The organism is Roseateles albus, assembly GCF_028595345.1.
GTDB classification, from domain to species: Bacteria; Pseudomonadota; Gammaproteobacteria; order Burkholderiales; family Burkholderiaceae_C; genus Paucibacter_A; species Paucibacter_A albus.
This window is the reverse complement of sequence record NZ_JAQQXT010000009.1, coordinates 154,886-171,933: the sequence shown is the minus strand read 5'-3', so window position 1 is coordinate 171,933 and position 17,048 is coordinate 154,886. Positions and strand designations below refer to the sequence as shown.

Genomic DNA, 17,048 nt, shown 5'->3' with positions numbered 1-17,048 from the left:
TGCTGAGTAAAAACTGAGATGCTCTGAACGGTCAGGGCCGCCCGAGCAAGAGGTAAACGGCACGATTGCCGTTTTGCCCGATGCCAAAACCGAGATAGGCCGGACCCAGTGCCGTCGCAGCCCCGCCATAGGCGACAAGGCCATAGCGATTCAAAGCATGGGCGTCTATCCCGAGCGGCCTGCCAATACGCGCTGCTTCCACCGCCACCCCGGCAAACAAGCCGCTGCCGAAGGGCTGAGGCAAAGCGAGCACGCGGCGCGCGTAGCCCAGCGAGAGCAGCGACACATTTTTGCCAAGGAATTGGCCCTGCTGGTAGCCCGAAAGATCGAGAAAGCCGCCGACACCTACGAAGTCACGCGCGTTGCCGTCCGCGCCGGCAACGCCGGCCCAACGGGCGCGCAGCCGCCAGGTGTGCTCGCCATAGCTACGCGCAATCACGCTGTCGATTTCATGCCGCTGGTAGTTGGGCTCATCAGCGCCCAGCGCGGCCAGTGCTCGGTAGCTGTCAACACGCACCGCTTGCCCGTGACGGGGGAAGTCGAGGTCATCGAGTTGGTCATAGGCCATCGATAGCCGCAGCCCATGAATGGACGCGCGCGTGGCTGGCACCGTCAACAGCCCGATCTCCGGCTCAGTCTGCATACGCGCGGCGACCAAACCAATGACGGCTTGCCCCGCTGTCCCCTGAACGCCACCACGCAGTTCCACATCTTTACGGCCAATGCTGAACTCGCCAACGGCACGGTCACCGACGAAAACGCGCTGCGGAGTCGTCGAAAGCCCGAGTCGTGGCTCGAGGAACCAAGATGAGTTGGCACCCATTGGTTGGAACAAGCGCGTCTCCAGATCGCGAGTGCGCCCAAAACGAACTACCGTCAACCACTCGGCGCCCCAATCATTCAGCCAGGTTCGGCGCAGCACCGCCTGCGCCGAAAAATCGGTATAGCCATGCGAATCCACTTGGCCGGCAAAGCCGACCTGCAAATAGTCAGGGCCCCAGGGCTTCTCTTGCGCGTCGATCAAAAGCCTCCAACCCTCTCCGTCGGCAGCGGGGCCGACGCTGTAGGCGATGCTGGTGAAACTACCGCTGCCAGTCCATTGCCTGATGCGGCGGTGCAGGCCGGCCGTGTCCACCGGTCCAGCGGTTTCTCCTTTGGAGTGGGTGGTCAGGGCAAAGTACGCAGGGTTGACGAAGCGGGTGGGCTTCACATCTACCCCGGCAACCAGGGGTTGCGGCAGCGCACGGGCCTGTCGTTGGGCCTGCCACGCTTGGTAGTCTTTCGGCGTAAGCGCTAGCGCTTTCAGCCGTTCAGCTGCCGCAAGCGTGGCGCGCTCACCGGCAGGGATACCGTCCACGCCGCGTGCAAAGTCCACAACACTGAAGCCCGTGAGATCGGGCGCGATCAGTACGTCCTGAGGCTCTAGCGTCGCTAGGGAATCCTGCACATTACGCTCCATCAGAATGCTGATCACCTGAAGCGCAACACTGAAGATACCGCCCAGCTCATCAGCGCCCAGCAAGGGGCTGCCAATATTGACGGCGATCACAACATCGGCACAGGCCTCGCGCACCGCCTGCACCGGTAAGTTCTGGCTCAGTGCGCCGTCCACCAAAAGGCGATCACCGACACGCACCGGCGCAAATGCACTCGGTACTGCCATGCTGGCCCGCACTGCGTGCACTAGGCTACCTTTGCTCTGCACTGCCATGCGACCATCAACGAGATCGGTGGCGACAGCACGAAAAGGTACCGGCAACTGATCAAAACTGCTCAGCTCTTGGCTGACTTCGAGCATGCGGTGCAAGAACAACTCGGTTTGTTGGCCTGCAAAAATGCCGCTGCTGCCTTTGACACCGTCGGCGCCGACACCAAAACTCACACCGATGGGATCGCCGCCGACCCTGCTCTTATTTCGGTAGGGTAGCTCCGGGCGAGGCGGCTGGTCGCGAAACATATCGCCGTCCCAGTCGGCTTCTCTGAGCCGCGCCTCAATCACGTCGGGCGACAAGCCCACAGCATAGGCCGCACCAACGGCCGAGCCGGCGCTGGTCCCTGCAATGCAGTCCACCGGCACGCGCATGGACTCCAAAGCGCGCAGTACGCCGACATGGGAGAAGCCGCGCGCACCGCCGCCAGACAATGCGAGGCCAATGCGCGGGCGAACTACATTTTCTTTTTTTGCGCCAACGGCGCTCACGGCAGAAGCAACTGCGGGTGGGCTGGCGGGCGCCTTGTCTACTGGCTGCGCCGCAGCGGCGAAGGCGAGGCTCATCGTCAGCATGGCGCACAGGCCAGGCGAACCCCAACGGCGCGGATCCAGATAGGTCAATTTTTCCTCCGCAGGATCACAAGCCGCAAGCGCTCATACTCGGACTCGGTGAGTGCGCCTTCCCGCAGCGCAAGTTGCAAGTCACTCAGCTCGCGCCCCTTGGTGATCGTTGTCGAATCATGGACGGTGACTGTCTGGCTGCTGCCGCAGCCAACCAGCGCGGAGCCCGCCAGCAAAGCCATGGCAAGCCTTGCGTGACGTGAGCTTGCCCCAAGACGTCGTAGATAGTGAGTCATGGCAGCCTCCGTCAATGCACCGAGTCGACCAAGCTGCGGCGCTGCTGCTCGTACTCGCGCTCACTGAGCGCGCCGCTGTCGCGGGCCTTCTTCAAATCAATCAACTGCTGGCCCACCGTCGCCTCAAGCCGTGGGCGCACCACCTCATTTGAGCCGCATCCCGCCACAAGCACAGGTAGCAGACAGGCGCCAATCGCCAAAGTCCAAGATCGCATCGCTTCACCTTAGATCACACTGTTCACGGCCCTCCAGTCTGCCGGGGCGCCGCCGCTTAGCAAGACCAAGTCGCCCAAATTGGGCAACTCTGTTGATCGGCGCATCAATGGAACCTAAAGAGCAACGTCCGATCAGGCATTGAAGTGTTCTGCCCCGACAGCATAGAAAACGGCCCCGGGAGGCCACCAGGTTCAAGGAATGGCACTTCAGGAACATAGTGGGCCAACGTCGAACATTCCTTCTGGGTTTGAATCGTGAGCATTTGCAGGTTGACACAGGGCTTTTTGTGCGGATTGGCTGTACTGCAAAGCTTTGCCTGCAGCCTGATTGACAAAAAAATAGCTAAGGCCCAAAACGTACTCATTGATTGCGTATTTCGCGCTCCTATTGGTGGAATGACCGCTGCACACCCAAGACCCGACATCAGCGAGGCAAACTCTGCTGCGGCTCAGTGACTGCTGATGGCCGACACCGTGAGCTCGGCTCTCGGATGCCGATGAGAGGAGCCGCAGCGTCGTTGTCATACCGGTCGGCACTTTGGACGCCAGCTATGGGCACCGACCTGACCATCGCCTGCAGGTTCGCTGGTTACTACAGCCGGACCAGATGCTATTTCGCAGCTTGTGAAAGCTGTCGTTGGCCCGGTCAGCTTCTCGCTCCCAGTTAGTCTTGCCCCTCGACTTCGCTGATCGGCAGCTTCGGGAGGTGCTGCAGACATTCGTCCAACGAAATGCTCAATGGCCGGTTTCGACCGCAGCGGTTGTTTGCTTGCCAAAATCGATCGACTGCTGCCAGCCTAATGCTGAAGTCCGACGCACTTCAGCCTCCCTGGCGCCGTTCATGCCTCTTCCGCTTGACCTACTTGTCAAGTAGCCGAGCGGCTCGGGAATGCTCGACGTCGACCCTAAAGTACCCCACCAACGAGGCTGTCGACCGGTGTCCTGTGAGCGCCATTGTCTCGCCCAACGGAATTTGTTGGCGGCCAGCTTCGGTGACAAACCCGGATCGCAGAGAGTGCGCAGAGTAGTCGCCAGGCAGTCCGGCCAGGAGACCGCGGTTCTGGACGATTTGCCGGACAGCGGCGGCAGACAGGCGCTCACCGATCACGTTTCCGCGACGCACGCGTCTGAAAACAGCGCCATCCTTGATTTTCGCAGCTGCAATCCACACTGACAGCGCATCTGCAGCGCGGCCGGCGACGGGTTTCTCGCTATCGATGCGCTCGATGCCCGATTGGTTGGTCTTCGAGTGGCTAAGGAGGTAAACATAGCTGGCGCCCTCGCGCCTGAGGTTTTCTATCGACGCGTTGACGACCTCGGAGCGCCGACGGCCGCCGCTGGAGAAAGCAAACAGCAAGAGTGCCTTGTCCCGCAACCCGCACAACGAGTCATCGCAGGTGTCGAGCAGGGCTTGCAGGGGCTCTCGGGTGAGGGCGGGTTTTTTGTGGGGCAGGGCGCCACGCTTGGCATAGGCACGGCGGCATTTGGCAAGCAACTCACGCACTCGCGGTTGCTGACAGGGGTTGTCTGCTGCAGCGATTTGATGTGCTTTGGACAGGACAGCGACCCGGTGCACGAGGCTCGTTAGTGCCGGCGCGCCAAGTTTCCCCTTGTAGCCAGCAGCAACCAGAGCTTGATCCAGAGCTGCAGGCAGTTCAATGGTGAGTTGTCCATCCTGCCCTAAGCGTTGGGCATGATCCACGATGAACTGTAGAACAGCGGCCTCAGGCACGGGCAAGGTCATTGGCTGGCGGTATCGCAGCGCAAACCAAGCGGCCCAGTAGCGCAAAGCTGAACCATAACTCCGCAGCGTGTTCTCGCTCTCGCCTTGACGGAGCAGGGCGCTTTCAGCGGCACTCGCCATATCCCCCAGCATTTCTGGATTCAATATGGGCAATTCGGCGGGCGCGTTTGTTGGATCCATCAACATCAGCGGCGACTTGTTATTTTTCATATGTATAACGTAAGATATATAACATAAAATTGCTTTTAGGGACGATAACCATCACTTATCGTGACTAAAGTATAGACAGAGTAGGGCGCAAATCAAGGAGATAGACCATGGCGCGCGGAATCACTGAAGACGAGGTCTGGAAAGCTTGCGATGCGCTGCTTCTCGAAGGTGCACGGCCGACGATCGAACGGGTGCGTCAAAAACTCGGCCGCGGCTCGCCGAACACTGTCAGCCCGATGTTGGAAACCTGGTTCAAGCACCTTGGAACTCGCATCGCTGATCCCGGAGCATTCACGGCGCCGGCGTCCATGCCGGATCCCGTCCATCAGGCTGCGAAACACCTCTGGGAGGCCGCCCAGGCAGAGGCCCGCCGCGACCTGGCCGACCAATTGAACGAGGGCCTAGCAAATGCGACGGCCAACATTGAAGCGGAAAAAGAGAGGGCGACGATCGCGGACGCTGCCGCCTTTGCGGCCTCATTGAAGGCTGCCCACCTGCAGGCAGAACTAGACGAGTTGAGGCTGAAGTTCGACGTCGAGCGATCGGCCCATGTCGTGGCGGCTGCACGCTTGGAAGAAGCACTGCAGCGTCATACAGACTTGAAGTCGGACCTAGAGAAGGCCTGGCAGGCCACTGAGGCAGAGCGTGGACGCGGTGCACAGGTCGTCGCGGCAGCTGAAGAACGCGCGACCGGAGCTGAACGCCGGGCAGCCATGGAGATCGAACGGGAACGAATGCTTCGCATAAAGTTTGAGAAGTCTAACGAGTCCATCATCAAGCGCTTTGAAGAGGCGCTGAAGGCACATGTCAGTGCTAACGAACAACTTGGCGCCGCCCAACTCAGGTTCACTCAGCTCCGTACCCAGGCTGATCAACGAGAGCAGGAATTACAGGCGGTCACGCAACAATGTGGCACTCGGATCAAGGAACTAGAAGCGGCCCTTTCGATGGCCAACATGGCGCTGGCGAGATCGAGCGCGCAAGATGCCCTGGTTGAGCAGTTGGTAGCCAAGCTAGGTGCAACAAACAGGGCACCGGGACTTCGAAGCGCCATGCCGAAGTCCGCGCCTCCGAAGAAGGGGAAGACTGCGGGGTGAGCGCACAGCCGAACCACGACAGACCAAGGACAGTCGACATCGTCTTGCGGTGGTTTGGCTCGACGGATTGCTTCTACATCTTGCACGCTTGACAGTTTCGGATGTCAAGTTAGGAAGGTAGTAATTTAGAGGTCGGCTAAGTTGGGCTTCTATTGGTAGACCGGGGTATCAACCTGGACTGCAAGCGCGCAATTTGGGGCTGAACCCTCGCCGCGTGGTCGGCAAGTCCATGCCCAAAGATCGCCTCCAGCTCGTGCCAGTCGTAAGTGAACGTGGAGCGACACACCCACGAGGGGGAATTCCTATGTTTTGTCTACCTTGGCTGATAGCATCGGTACGAAGATCACGTAGTCCCACCAGTTCGGCCACAGACCAGAACATTAATGAGAAAAAAATAGGAACATTCTTTAGAAAATGGACGACCGAAATGTCTTATAGGCAGTGTTTGGCTCTGCCTGACTTTACATAATACACATTGTCGATAAACCCGGTACTTGTGGCGATGGTGCGCTATCAGTGCCAGCACCGATAACAAGCAAATCGCTCGCAAAAGCCAGATGGCGTCTCGCCACGAGCGCCGCTTTTGTGCATAGCCAACGGCGCGGACCTCTGTCAACTGTTCTTGACGAACCAACCACGACGCAGAATCAACCCCAGTCGATTCCATGGTTTCTGCACCGCGCAGAACACATCCGCAGCCGCGCAAGCTTCATCGATCAAGGCCGCATCATCCGCCCAGGCCGGTGCATGCAGCAGGCCTACCGGCGTGGCGGCAAGGATCTGCTGCCACTCGGGGCGCAGCGCGTACCACTGGCTACGGCTGCGCGGGCGCATGCCTATCCAACTGCGGCTGCCGCGCGCGACGTCGATCAAGCCAGCCGCCCAGGCCCAGGCCCAAGCCGAACCACGGCCCCTTGCTCCTCGCCGCGGCCCCTGCTCACCATCCTGAACCGGGCAATGCAAAAGACTGAACCGCGGCTCGCCGGTCAAACCATGCCGCCCGCTGACAACCGGCCGCAGCTCCCAGCTTGGCAAACGGCCACGCAAGCGCCCGACCCCGAGATGGAGCGCCAGGGCCGGCGCCAAGGCCAGCACCGCCAGCCCGGCCAATGTGCGGCCGAGCAACTCGCCGGCATGCAATCCGCGCGCATTCAAACTCAACAGCAGTGCGTCGGTCGACGCCGGCGCCGACTCGACATCCCATTGCACATGGCGGGCCCGCGAGCCATTGACGACGCTGTGACTCAACTCCAGATTGGCCCCCACATAGGTTTGCGGCAGCAGCAGGCTGTGCTGAATGCTGGACCCGGCGGAAACAATCACGTCGCGGCTCAAGACCGCCTGCGGCCCGAGCCGGGCGCCGGCCTCGATCACACAGCCCGGCCCAATCAGAACGGGGCCAATCAGGATTGCCTGCGGATGCACGCGAGCGAGCGGGCTCATCGCCCCCCAACGCTGGCGCAACCAGGCGGCCGGCACCTGCTGCAGGGCCCGCTCGCCATCGCCGAACTGCGCTTGCAGCAAGGCCTTTGCCGAGCGCAAATCGGCCACCGGTTCTTCTCCGCCCATCAAGGGTGGCACTCCGGCGGCCCGCAGCGCCTCATACAAACCGTCCCCGTCCAGATCGCTGGCTAGCCCGCGCAACTGCGCCGGGGTCACGCAGGCCCAGGAAGCCCAGCGCGAACCCTCCAACTCATCGGTTTGCAGGCTGAGTGCGTTCAAGCAGGTCAAGCGCATCAGGTCACGCGTTGACAAGCACACATCGGCGTGGCCTATCAGCACACGGCGTGCGGGCTTGGCGGCCAGCGCAGCCAAGATGCCGTAGGGCCGATTCGGCACTTTGGCCAGATGCCAATGCAAGCGCAAACCCCAGCGTTCGCCATCGCCCAGCAAATTGCGCAGCAACTCGGGCCGATCGCTGACGACCAGATCCACATCGGTGACCGCGGCCATGGCCAGTTGCTCCATCAGATGCTCGATGATGGTCTGGCAGCCCAAGGGCAACGCGGCGGCCGGATAGTCGAAGGGCAGCGGCAAGTCGCCCGCTACGCGCCGGTTGGCAAACAAGACTGCGCGCACACCCTGGGCCGCCGCTTCGGCGGACTCGCTGGGCAAAGCGGCGGCTGCCGGCATGGACACATCGCCGGCCGGGCGCCGCAGACCCAGACGCTGCAAGAGCACGCGGGCCAGGAAGCTGAAGTTGCCGATCAGGTAGCGACGCCACATGCGGCCGGGCTCTTGCATCAGGCGGTAGACCCATTCGAGCCCGGTCTCGCGCATCCATTGCGGTGCCCTGGAAATACGCCCCGAGGCGAAGTCAAACAGGCCGCCCACGCCCATCGCCACCTTGACGCCTAGCTGCGGCAAGAATCGATCGATGAACAAGTCCTGGGCCGGCACGCCACGCGCGACCAGCAGCAGATCGGCGCCACTGGCGCGAATCTGGGCCGCCACATCCCCCTCCTCGCCGACCTCAAAGTAGCCATGCCTCAAGCCCGCCACCCGCAGCCCCGGCCATTGACGCGCGATGCCGGCCGCCACCGCCTCGGCAACGCCGGGCTGACCGCCGAGCAGAAAAACACTCGATCCGCGCGCCTCCAGCATCGCGCACAGACGCGGGTACAGATCAGTGCCGTTAACGTTTTGTTTCAGCGGCGTGCCGAGCAGTTCGCTGCCGATCTTGATCCCTATGCCGTCGGGCAAGACCAGGCTCACCCGAGCCAGCGTGCGACGGTAACCCCGGTTGGTGGCGGCAATGTTCACGCAGGCCGGGTTGACGAAGCTGACCTGCTGCGCCCGCTCGCCCTCCAGCATGTCCCGCAGCCGCGACAGCGCCTCATTCATATTGAGGTTGTCAAACACCACATCGGCAACCCGGACCCGCATCGGCGTCGCGCCAGCCCGCGCCGGCAAACCCGCCACCAACAGCCCACGCAGCAGCAAACCCAGGTCGTGACGCAAGCCGCGTTCGGCCAAATACTGCACATCGGCATCGGCTTCGGTGCCGAAGTCCACGGCTGTGTGGCGACGTATGAACCAGGGGTTGATCAGGCCGGGCCGCACGGCAGCAAGCGCGGCCGGCAAGTCCTCATTCAAGCCGCGCAGGCGCGGGCCGACCCAGGCCATTTGGCCCTTCAAGATATGGGTCAGCACCGGCCAATGCTCGGCCCCCAGCCGCGCCAGGCAGCGCCCCAGCAGATGGGCCGGCATGACCAAGCTGCGTCGCTTGAAGACCTGCCCATTCAAGCCGCGCCGCAGCTCGAAGCGCAAGCGCCCCAAGCCGTAAGCCAGGCACAGCGGCAGCGCCAGTAGCAGGCACAACAGCAGGGCCAGCGCGACATCGAAACCGCGCATGGTGGACGGAGCGCTTGGCTCGACTCGCGAGGCCTGCAATGCTTGGCTACGCTTGGATATCCTGATGCTCATGATCGTGCTCCTGGCTTGCATCTGCTATTGCGGCTGTTGTGGCCAAACTAATAGGCGCCGCGGCCGCGAATGACGGCCGGCAAGGTCTGCAGAATCAAGCGGACATCGGCCCACAAGGACGGCTGCTGGATATAGGCCAGGTCCATTTGCAATTGCTGCGGAAACGCCACCTCGGAGCGCCCATTGACTTGCCAGATGCAGGTCAGGCCCGGCGTGACCGCGAGGCGCTGGCGTTCGCGCAGCGTGTAGCGCGCCACCTCGTTGATCAAGGGCGGGCGCGGCCCGACCAGGCTCATATCGCCGCGCAACACACACCACAGCTGCGGCAGCTCATCAATGCTGAAACGGCGGAGCCAACGTCCGATCGGCGTGATGCGCGGATCGCGCTTGATCTTGAAGGTCACGCCGGCGCTGCCATGTTGATTGGCCGCCAGCAACTGCGCCCGCACCGCCTCGGCATCGACGCGCATCGAGCGGAACTTGGGGAAGTCGAATTCGACCCCATGCCGACCAACCCGACGCTGCCAGAACAGCGCCGGCCCGCCGTCGCCAATCCGGATCGCCAAGGCGACCAAGGCCAGCAAAGGTGACAGCAGCAGCAAGGCGGGCAAGACCAGGACGAGATCGAGACCGCGCTTGCCGGCCGCGCGAGCTTGTTCGCGCAAACGCCAGGCAAAGCGCGACCGACGGGCCCGCATGCGGTTGAGAAATGGGCTGGACAATGTGGGAACGACGGGCATGGTGCTCTCCTCTACTTGCAATGAGGCCCATTACAGGCCGGGCAAGCGTGCAAGTTGTGGCAGCTTTGTCAAATGAGTGCCGGGCCCTAAGAGGCTGAGAACCAATGCAACACGCCCGCGTAAGCCCCCAGAAAGCGTCCAATCTAGGCGCGAAGCGCAGCCGGGCTGGTGGCCCGGCGAGATTGAGCAACAACGAGTGGGCGTTTTCTGGGGGCTTACCCGCAGGGCCGGGCCCCAAAAGGCGCTGGCGGGTGTTGCCCAGCTTGCCCAGGCGCACGCCTGGGCTGTGCCGTACGCCTACGCCAGCGCCTTTTGGGGCCCGGCGCGAGCGCGTTGCATTAGTTCTCAGCCTCTAAGCCAAGCCCGGCAGGGTTCTAGAATGAAAGCACTGGACTGCGGGCCGCCTCATGTCGTTGGAAATCCTCGTCGTAGATGACATTCTCGAATCCCGCCGCAGCCTCGCCGATCAGGTCGGCGCCTTGGGCCACCGGGTGGTCGAGGCCGACAGCGGCCATGCCGCACTGGCGCGGCTGCAGCAGCGCTTGCCAGACTTGGTCTTGCTTGACCTGCTAATGCCAGAAATAGACGGCTTCGAGCTGACCCGGCGCTTGCGCAAACTGACCGGCCGGCATTGGCTGCCGGTGATCGCAACCTCTGGCCTGCAAGGCGAAGAGCATGTGATTCAGGCGCTGAAGTTCGGGGCGGATGACTACCTGAGCCGCCCCGTCAACCCTCAGCTGCTGGAAGCCAAGCTGAATCACTATGCTGCGGTGCTAGCGCTTCAATCCAGGTTGGCTCGCAGAGCGCAGCGGGAACGCGACATTCTGGACAATATCCTCGACCCCGTTTTGACCCTCGACGCTAGCGGCAAGATCGAGGAATGCAACCGCTCGGCCCTGGCTCTGTGGCGCCAGGACGGCACGCCGGTACGCCTGGGCGATAGCTGTCTTGATGTCTTCGGCCTGCCCTTGGCGGAGCTGCTGCTGCGGCGCGAATGCCTGTTGCGGCGGGCCGGCGGCATGCTCGTGCCCTTCGAGCTGGGCTTGAGCGAGTGGCATGAGCTGCTGCAGGCGGGCCAGCAAGCGCATTACACCTTGGTGCTGCATGATTTGACTGAACAGCGCCAGATCGAGCGCATGAAGGATGAATTCTTGGCCACCGTCAGCCATGAGCTGCGCACGCCGCTAACCTCGATCCTGGGCGCCTTGGGCTTGCTGGCCGGCGGCGCAGCCGGGCCCCTGCCCGCGCCGGCGCTGAGCCTGGCGCAGGTGGCCGAGCGCAATGGCAAGCGTTTGAATGGCCTGATCGATGACATCCTGGACCTGACCAAACTCGAGGGTGAGCGCCTGCAGCTCTGCCTGCGCGCGCAGCCGCTCTACCCCTTGTTGCGCGAAGCGCTGAGCGCCAATCAAGGCTATGCCGAGCGCGCCGGAGTCCGCCTGCTGCACGGCCTGCCCGAGCAGGACGATGGGCCGCTGCTGGCGCTAGACAGCGAGCGCTTCTTGCAGGTGATGGCCAACCTGCTTTCCAACGCCATCAAGCATTCCCCCGCCGGCGAGGCCGTGCGCTTGAGCGTGACCGTTGACCCGCAAGCTGTGCGCATCAGCGTGCGCGATCGTGGCCCGGGCATCGCGCCGGGCTTTCGTGCCCGGATGTTCGAGAAGTTTTCTCAAGCCGAAGGCGGCGACAAACGGGCTCAAGGCGGCACCGGATTGGGGCTCTACATCAGCCGCATGTTGCTGGAGCGCATGGGGGCCAGCATCAGCGCCGAAGACAGCACAGATGGCGGCCATGGCGCGGTCTTCAGCATCGACTTCCCGCTCGTCGGGGCCGACAAGCATTCCCCTCGGTTGCTACCCCTGCTCTTGCACATCGATGCCGATCTGGAAAGCCGCGAGCGCCTGAGCCGCTGCTTGGCCGGTATCGCAAGGGTCGACAGCGCCGCCCATCTGGGTCAAGCCACGGAACTCATCGCCCAGAATTCACAGATAGCCGACGCGCCCTACCGACTGTTCATAGTCAGCCCGCAGGATCAAGGCTCAGCCCTGGACTTTTGCGCCAAGCTGCGCCTGCATGCGGCCGGCCGGCCGGTGCTGCTCTATGGCGACTCGGTCGATCAATCATTTTGTGACGAGGCCGGCCTGCCCTGGTTGAGCCCCGCGCGCAGCGGCCCGCAGGAACTCCAGGAATGGGTCACCCGCTTGCTCAAATCGACGCCGCCAAAACTGGTAGAACAGGCCAAGAAATCACCCAATTCATGAACACTTTGCAGCGCATTCTTTGTGTCGATGACGACCCCGACATCCGCATGATTCTTGAGTTCAGCCTCGGCAACGTCGGCGGCTACCAGGTCAAGGCTTGCGCGAGTGGCCGCGCGGCCCTGGCGGCCGTGCCCGAGTTTCGGCCCCAGCTACTGCTTCTCGACGTGATGATGCCCGAGCTGAGCGGCCCAGAAACCCTGCTCGCTTTGCGCGAGTTGCCCGAGATGCAGGGCATCCCGGTGGTCTTCTTGACGGCCAAGTCGATGCCCGAGGAACTGGAGCACCTGCTCGGTTTGGGGGCCACCGGCTTGATCGTCAAGCCCTTCGATCCGATGCGCTTGCCGGCCGACATCCTGCCGTATTGGGAGCATGGGCGTGGCTGAGCCCACATCGCCACCGGAGTCCCTGGAGTCGCCGACGCAAGGCCTCTCGCCCGCCGCAACCGCCGCGTTCGACCTGCTGCGCGAGCGCTTTGTCGCCGGCCTGCCGCAGCGCTGGGCGGAGATTACCGCCAGCATCGGCGACCCGAGCGCGCAGCTGACCGCCTTGCACCGACTGGCGGGCGCAGCCGGCAGCTACGGGCTGGCCGAGTTGGGGCAGGTCGCGCGGCGCGCCGAGCTGAGCCTGGAACAAGGCCTTGCCGCCGATCTGTCCGAGGCATTGGCCGAGCTTGCGCAATTGATCGCGGCCGCAAGCGTCACAACTTCGTGACATTCGCGAACGGCAATCGGGTTTCAATGCAGGCATCGGATCAACACCTCACAGGAGTGCAGCATGGAACTCAATGGTCGTATCGAAGGGCTCAATGTGCTGGTCATCGAACTGCGCGAAGACAATCTTGACGCCAGCAATGTGCGCGAATTCCGTGAAGCCGCCCAATCGCTGATGCAGGAACACAGCCATGTGGTGCTGGATATGTCGGGCGTCAAGTTCGTCGACAGCTCTGGCCTGGGTGCCTTGATCTCCTGCCTGCGTCAGCTCAACGGTCGGCGCGGTGACTTCCGCCTGTGCGAAATGTCGCGCACGGTGAGGGCGCTGTTCGAGTTGATGCGCATGCACCGGGTCTTCAATATCCACGACACCCGCACCGACGCCGTCGGCAGCTTCAGTTAGCCATCGCAAGGCTAGGCCAGACAGGCCGCCTCCCTTCACCTGCGCTTATTGAACCGCTCTGCAGCACGCCGAGTCAGGCCGCTGCATTGCCCGAACAGCCATGACGCCGCTGAAACGCTACCTAAACGCTACCGAGATGCCGCCATGAATATCTGCGAATACCTGAGCGAAGCCCTGGTCATAGGCAACGGCCCCTTAGCGACCGGCCCGGCCTTGAGTGGCCTGAGCAGTCTGGGCCTTCAAGCCGCCTGGGCCAATGCCAATGACGCTGAGGGCGCGCTGCAGTTGCTCGGCCAATCTGCCGCCCGGGCCGAGCTGGCGGGCGCGCCGGGCCTGCTGCTGCTCAGCGAGGATCTGCCGGCGGCTGCCGCCTTTGGGCGCCCTGATGATGCCTTGATCGAAGGGCTGGAGAGCGCGCCCTGGGAGCTGCTCTATCTGGCCCATGACGAAGGCTTGCTGGACGCACGCTCGGCACGCCGCCCGCTATGGCTGCATTGCGACAGCCCACCGGCCGGCGTGCGCGCACTGGGTTTAGGGCTGGGTCTGCTGCGCCGGATGCTGGCCCAAAGGCTTGATCTCGGCCCGGCCCCGGCGCTGCGCGCCAAGCATTGGCTGGGCCTGCTGGGCTGGCAAGCCAGCCGGCTCTGCTGCGCCGATGCCGCCTTGGCCAAATGGCCGGCACGGCTTTACGCCAGCCTGCCGGCCGCCCGCACTGTGGCGCAGGGCGCTGGCCTCGGAGCGCGTTGATGAATACTTCGGCCGCCACCCTGCCCCTGCCAGCCTTGCTGGCCGGCAGGGGCATCAAGCCCTTGAGCAGCCTGCTGGCTCATAGCGGCTTGGCGCTGGCGGCCTTTCTCCTGACCTTGCTGGCCGGCCTGCCTATGGCTTGGATCAAGGGCAAGGCCCACTACCTGGCCGAGGCCTCGATCCAGATCGCGCCGCGCTATATGCGCAATCTGCGCGAAGACCAGGAGCTGGACTTCCAATCCAACAGCCAATACCGCCAGTTCGTTGAGCATCAGCGTCAAAGCATAGGCCGCCACGATGTGCTGCGCGATGCACTGCTGCGCGTGGACGAGCAGCAGCGCAAGCTGTGGCAGGGCCCCAAAGACAGTGAACGCGCCGCGGTCGAGAAGCTGCGCAAGCAACTGCAGGTCAGCGCCGTCTCCGACACTTATCTGATTCGACTCAGCCTCGAGGGCGAGCAGCCCGCAGGCTTGGCCGAGATGGTCAATGCGGTCGCGGCCACCTTCATCGAGCGGATGAAGAGCGAAGAGATTTACGGCGCCGACGAACGCAGCCGCCAGCTGCGCGCACGCGAAAAGGAGCTGGTCGAAAGCATCTCGAACAAGGTCGATCAGCGCGGCGAAATCGCACGCGAGTTGAGCCTGACTACCTTCGCCGAGGGCACGCCCAACCCCTACGATCAATTGGTGGCCAGCCTGCGAAACAAGCTGTCCGACGCGCGCCAGCGCCGCATGGATGCCGACGCGGCCTTAAATGCTTTTACTCAGCGCGGGGACACCACGCTGGCCGCCCGCTCCGTGCAGGAGGCGGTGCTCAGCGATCCAGGCCTGAATGGCCTGAAATCGGCCTTGAGTGCGCGCCGAGCCACCTTGCTGGTGCAGAAATCCGGCCTGCGCGCCGACCACCCTGGCGCCGTGGCCGCCGAGCGTGAACTGGCCGAAATCGAGCTCGAGTTGCAGGGCCAGGGCGGCCGCCTTGATCGAGGGGTGCGCCTCAACATGCAAGCCCGCTTGCAAGGGACTGCCGAACAGGCCGCCGCCGTGGAGCAGGGCTTGCGGGCCGAGCTGAGCGAGCTTGAGCCGCAAGCGACCCGCTTCGCCAAGCTGTTTCAGGACGCGCAGACCTTGTCGTCCGACATCGGGCAAATGCGCGAGGAACTGAACAAGGTACGCGAGCGAATCAACTTCCTCAGCATTGAGAGCAATTCCTTCGGCTTCTTGCGCCTAGTGACGCCGGCGCTGCTGCCCGAACTGCCCTTCGGACCGGGCCGCAAGAAATTGTTCTTGATGGTGCTGCTCGCCGCCTGCGCGGCTGGCCTGATGGCGCCGGTACTGCGCGATATGCTGGACCGCCGCGTGCGCACCGTCAACGATGCGCAGCGCTTGATGGGCATGGCGCCTGCAGGCTGGCAGGTGCAGCGAGAAGGCTTGGCCAGCCAGGTCTTTGCCGACGAACAGCTGCGCCGCCTGGCCGCCGCGCTGATCCGCAATCGCGAGCGTGGCGAGGGTTCCGCCAAGCAGGGCGCCCAAGGAGTTTTCGGTCTGACCGGCTGCAAGCCTGGTGCCGGCACCAGCAGCCTGGTGCTGGAACTGGCCAACACCTTGCGCACGCTGGGCTTCAAGGTGCTGACGGTCGAGGCCAACGGGTTCTCGCGCGACGCCCGCTTTGCCAGCGGCCGGCCCGGCCTGCAGGAGTTGCTGCGCGATGAGGCCAAGGGCGGCCAGGTGATCGCGCCGGCCAGCGCCGATTTGCCGCCACGCGTTTCGGTCGGTGGCCAAGGCCGCATCGCGCTGGAGCGTCTCGACAAGCTCGGCGCGCAGTTGCGGCACTGGAGCGAGATCGCCGACTTTGTGCTGGTCGACATGCCGCCACTCTTGGTCAGTGCCGATGCCGAGTTACTCGTGCGCAGCGTCGGCCAGGTGCTGCTGGTGATCGAAGCCGGGGCCGTCACCACCGGCGAGGTGCAACGCGCTCGCCGGCTGCTGCAAACGCTGGACCCGCAAGCGGTCGGCTGGGTCGTCAACCGGGTTGAGGCCTTCACCGGCGGCGGCTATCTGCACGATCTGATGATCGAGTCGGTCACCGGGCGGCGCGCCGACACCTTTTTCTCCACCCCGCAATGGCGGCTCACGCTGCAAGCCTGGTGGCTTGGCACACGCAACAACATGAAGGCAAGGAGCTCCGTATGAACGCCGATCTTCTGCAGGTCTTTGACCGCATCTGCATCATCAACCTGCCCGAGCGACGTGACCGCCGCGATGCGGTCATCGACGAGTTCGCGAGGCTGGGCATCAAGGTCGACGGTCAGCGCGTGCGCTTCGTCAACGGCATCCGGCCCAGCCACGCCGCCGGCTTCCCCAATATCGGCGCGCATGGCTGCTTTCTCAGCCATCTGCAGATTCTGGTGGAGGCGCAGGCCGACGGTGTGCAGCGCCTGCTGGTGCTGGAGGATGACGTGATGTTCATGCCGCACAAGGGCGACAGCAGCGCCCTGCTGCCGGCGCTGCAGGGCGATGCCTGGCATATCGCCTACCCCGGCCATGTGCAGGAGGCTGAAGGCGGGCCGCTGCGCTGGGTGCTGACGCAAGCGCCACTGGTCTGCGCCCATTGCTACGCGCTGCACGCACAGGCGCTGCCGCTCGCGATTGCCCATTTGCAAGCCTGCCTGTCGCGCCCCAGCGGCCACCCACTGGGCAGTCCGATGCATTACGACGGCGCCTTGACGCTGTTGCGCCGCCAGCATCCCGAACTCAGAACCCTGCTGGCCAGCCGCTCGCTGGCCGGCCAGCGCAGTTCGCGCAGCGACATCATCGGCCCGTCATGGCTGGACAACATCCCCATCCCCAATCTGGCCCCGCTGGCTAGGGCCATGCGCAACGGCTGGCGGCGCCTTGCCGCCGGCTTCTGACACCCCAAAGGAGACGGCC

General features: G+C 63.5%; 14 protein-coding genes. 8 read left to right on the top strand and 6 right to left on the bottom strand.

Features of this window, described 5'->3' with window-relative positions; all coding sequences use genetic code 11:
- Positions 1–31 precede the first annotated feature (31 nt).
- From PRZ03_RS15570 to PRZ03_RS15555, 4 genes are all read right to left on the bottom strand, one after another.
- Entirely contained in the window at positions 32–2,332 is a 2,301-nt protein-coding gene (locus PRZ03_RS15570) for a patatin-like phospholipase family protein (protein ID WP_273601181.1), read from the bottom strand.
- Positions 2,329–2,514: a hypothetical protein gene (locus PRZ03_RS15565; RefSeq protein WP_273601180.1), complete on the bottom strand. Its 186-nt coding sequence runs from the start codon at positions 2,512–2,514 to the stop codon at positions 2,329–2,331. Before PRZ03_RS15565 ends, PRZ03_RS15570 begins: the two co-directional genes overlap by 4 nt.
- 65 nt (positions 2,515–2,579) lie before the next feature.
- Entirely contained in the window at positions 2,580–2,783 is a 204-nt protein-coding gene (locus PRZ03_RS15560) for an SHOCT domain-containing protein (RefSeq protein ID WP_273601179.1), read from the bottom strand.
- Positions 2,784–3,642: 859 nt separating this feature from the next.
- On the bottom strand, positions 3,643–4,737 hold the full coding sequence (locus PRZ03_RS15555) for a site-specific integrase (protein WP_273601178.1): 1,095 nt from the start codon (positions 4,735–4,737) through the stop codon (positions 3,643–3,645).
- A 107-nt stretch (positions 4,738–4,844) separates the two neighbouring features.
- On the opposite strand from PRZ03_RS15555, the gene PRZ03_RS15550 reads away from it, so the two are divergent.
- Entirely contained in the window at positions 4,845–5,834 is a 990-nt protein-coding gene (locus tag PRZ03_RS15550) for a DNA-binding protein (RefSeq protein ID WP_273601177.1), read from the top strand.
- A 612-nt stretch (positions 5,835–6,446) separates the two neighbouring features.
- On the opposite strand, the gene PRZ03_RS15545 is transcribed toward PRZ03_RS15550, so the two are convergent.
- Together PRZ03_RS15545 and PRZ03_RS15540 are read right to left on the bottom strand one after the other, a co-directional pair.
- Positions 6,447–9,260: a WecB/TagA/CpsF family glycosyltransferase gene (locus tag PRZ03_RS15545; RefSeq protein WP_273601176.1), complete on the bottom strand. Its 2,814-nt coding sequence runs from the start codon at positions 9,258–9,260 to the stop codon at positions 6,447–6,449.
- A 47-nt stretch (positions 9,261–9,307) separates the two neighbouring features.
- Positions 9,308–10,000 carry a sugar transferase gene (locus PRZ03_RS15540; RefSeq protein ID WP_273601175.1) on the bottom strand — a complete coding sequence of 231 codons (693 nt, stop codon included), beginning with the start codon at positions 9,998–10,000 and terminating at the stop codon, positions 9,308–9,310.
- A gap of 407 nt (positions 10,001–10,407) precedes the next feature.
- Here PRZ03_RS15540 and PRZ03_RS15535 point away from each other — a divergent pair, with 407 nt between their 5' ends.
- The 7 genes from PRZ03_RS15535 to PRZ03_RS15505 all read left to right on the top strand — a co-directional run bounded on the left by PRZ03_RS15535 (position 10,408) and on the right by PRZ03_RS15505 (position 17,029).
- Complete coding sequence (locus tag PRZ03_RS15535) at positions 10,408–12,261, top strand: ATP-binding response regulator (RefSeq protein WP_273601174.1); 1,854 nt, start codon at positions 10,408–10,410, stop codon at positions 12,259–12,261.
- Positions 12,258–12,644, top strand: a complete 387-nt coding sequence (locus PRZ03_RS15530; protein WP_273601173.1) for a response regulator — start codon at positions 12,258–12,260, stop codon at positions 12,642–12,644. The genes PRZ03_RS15535 and PRZ03_RS15530 overlap by 4 nt, the downstream gene beginning before the upstream one ends.
- Positions 12,637–12,972 carry an Hpt domain-containing protein gene (locus PRZ03_RS15525; protein WP_273601172.1) on the top strand — a complete coding sequence of 112 codons (336 nt, stop codon included), beginning with the start codon at positions 12,637–12,639 and terminating at the stop codon, positions 12,970–12,972. The genes PRZ03_RS15530 and PRZ03_RS15525 overlap by 8 nt, the downstream gene beginning before the upstream one ends.
- Positions 12,973–13,035: 63 nt before the next feature.
- The gene (locus PRZ03_RS15520) at positions 13,036–13,374 is read left to right on the top strand and encodes an STAS domain-containing protein (RefSeq protein ID WP_273601171.1); all 339 of its coding nucleotides are present in this window, start codon (positions 13,036–13,038) and stop codon (positions 13,372–13,374) included.
- A 144-nt stretch (positions 13,375–13,518) separates the two neighbouring features.
- Complete coding sequence (locus PRZ03_RS15515) at positions 13,519–14,121, top strand: hypothetical protein (RefSeq protein ID WP_273601170.1); 603 nt, start codon at positions 13,519–13,521, stop codon at positions 14,119–14,121.
- Positions 14,121–16,310 (top strand): GumC family protein, encoded by a 2,190-nt coding sequence (locus PRZ03_RS15510; protein ID WP_273601169.1) that lies wholly within the window; start codon positions 14,121–14,123, stop codon positions 16,308–16,310. Before PRZ03_RS15515 ends, PRZ03_RS15510 begins: the two co-directional genes overlap by 1 nt.
- Positions 16,307–17,029 (top strand): glycosyltransferase family 25 protein, encoded by a 723-nt coding sequence (locus PRZ03_RS15505; protein ID WP_273601168.1) that lies wholly within the window; start codon positions 16,307–16,309, stop codon positions 17,027–17,029. Before PRZ03_RS15510 ends, PRZ03_RS15505 begins: the two co-directional genes overlap by 4 nt.
- Positions 17,030–17,048 lie beyond the last annotated feature (19 nt).

Bases quoted from the DNA above. Each gene is read 5' to 3' on its own strand.
- PRZ03_RS15565 (WP_273601180.1), bottom strand. From the start codon at position 2,514: ATGGCTTTGCTGGCGGGCTCCGCGCTGGTTGGCTGCGGCAGCAGCCAG.
- PRZ03_RS15560 (WP_273601179.1), bottom strand. From the start codon at position 2,783: ATGCGATCTTGGACTTTGGCGATTGGCGCCTGTCTGCTACCTGTGCTT.
- PRZ03_RS15555 (WP_273601178.1), bottom strand. From the start codon at position 4,737: ATGAAAAATAACAAGTCGCCGCTGATGTTGATGGATCCAACAAACGCG.
- PRZ03_RS15550 (WP_273601177.1), top strand. From the start codon at position 4,845: ATGGCGCGCGGAATCACTGAAGACGAGGTCTGGAAAGCTTGCGATGCG.
- PRZ03_RS15545 (WP_273601176.1), bottom strand. From the start codon at position 9,260: ATGAGCATCAGGATATCCAAGCGTAGCCAAGCATTGCAGGCCTCGCGA.
- PRZ03_RS15540 (WP_273601175.1), bottom strand. From the start codon at position 10,000: ATGCCCGTCGTTCCCACATTGTCCAGCCCATTTCTCAACCGCATGCGG.
- PRZ03_RS15535 (WP_273601174.1), top strand. From the start codon at position 10,408: ATGTCGTTGGAAATCCTCGTCGTAGATGACATTCTCGAATCCCGCCGC.
- PRZ03_RS15530 (WP_273601173.1), top strand. From the start codon at position 12,258: ATGAACACTTTGCAGCGCATTCTTTGTGTCGATGACGACCCCGACATC.
- PRZ03_RS15520 (WP_273601171.1), top strand. From the start codon at position 13,036: ATGGAACTCAATGGTCGTATCGAAGGGCTCAATGTGCTGGTCATCGAA.
- PRZ03_RS15515 (WP_273601170.1), top strand. From the start codon at position 13,519: ATGAATATCTGCGAATACCTGAGCGAAGCCCTGGTCATAGGCAACGGC.
- PRZ03_RS15510 (WP_273601169.1), top strand. From the start codon at position 14,121: ATGAATACTTCGGCCGCCACCCTGCCCCTGCCAGCCTTGCTGGCCGGC.
- PRZ03_RS15505 (WP_273601168.1), top strand. From the start codon at position 16,307: ATGAACGCCGATCTTCTGCAGGTCTTTGACCGCATCTGCATCATCAAC.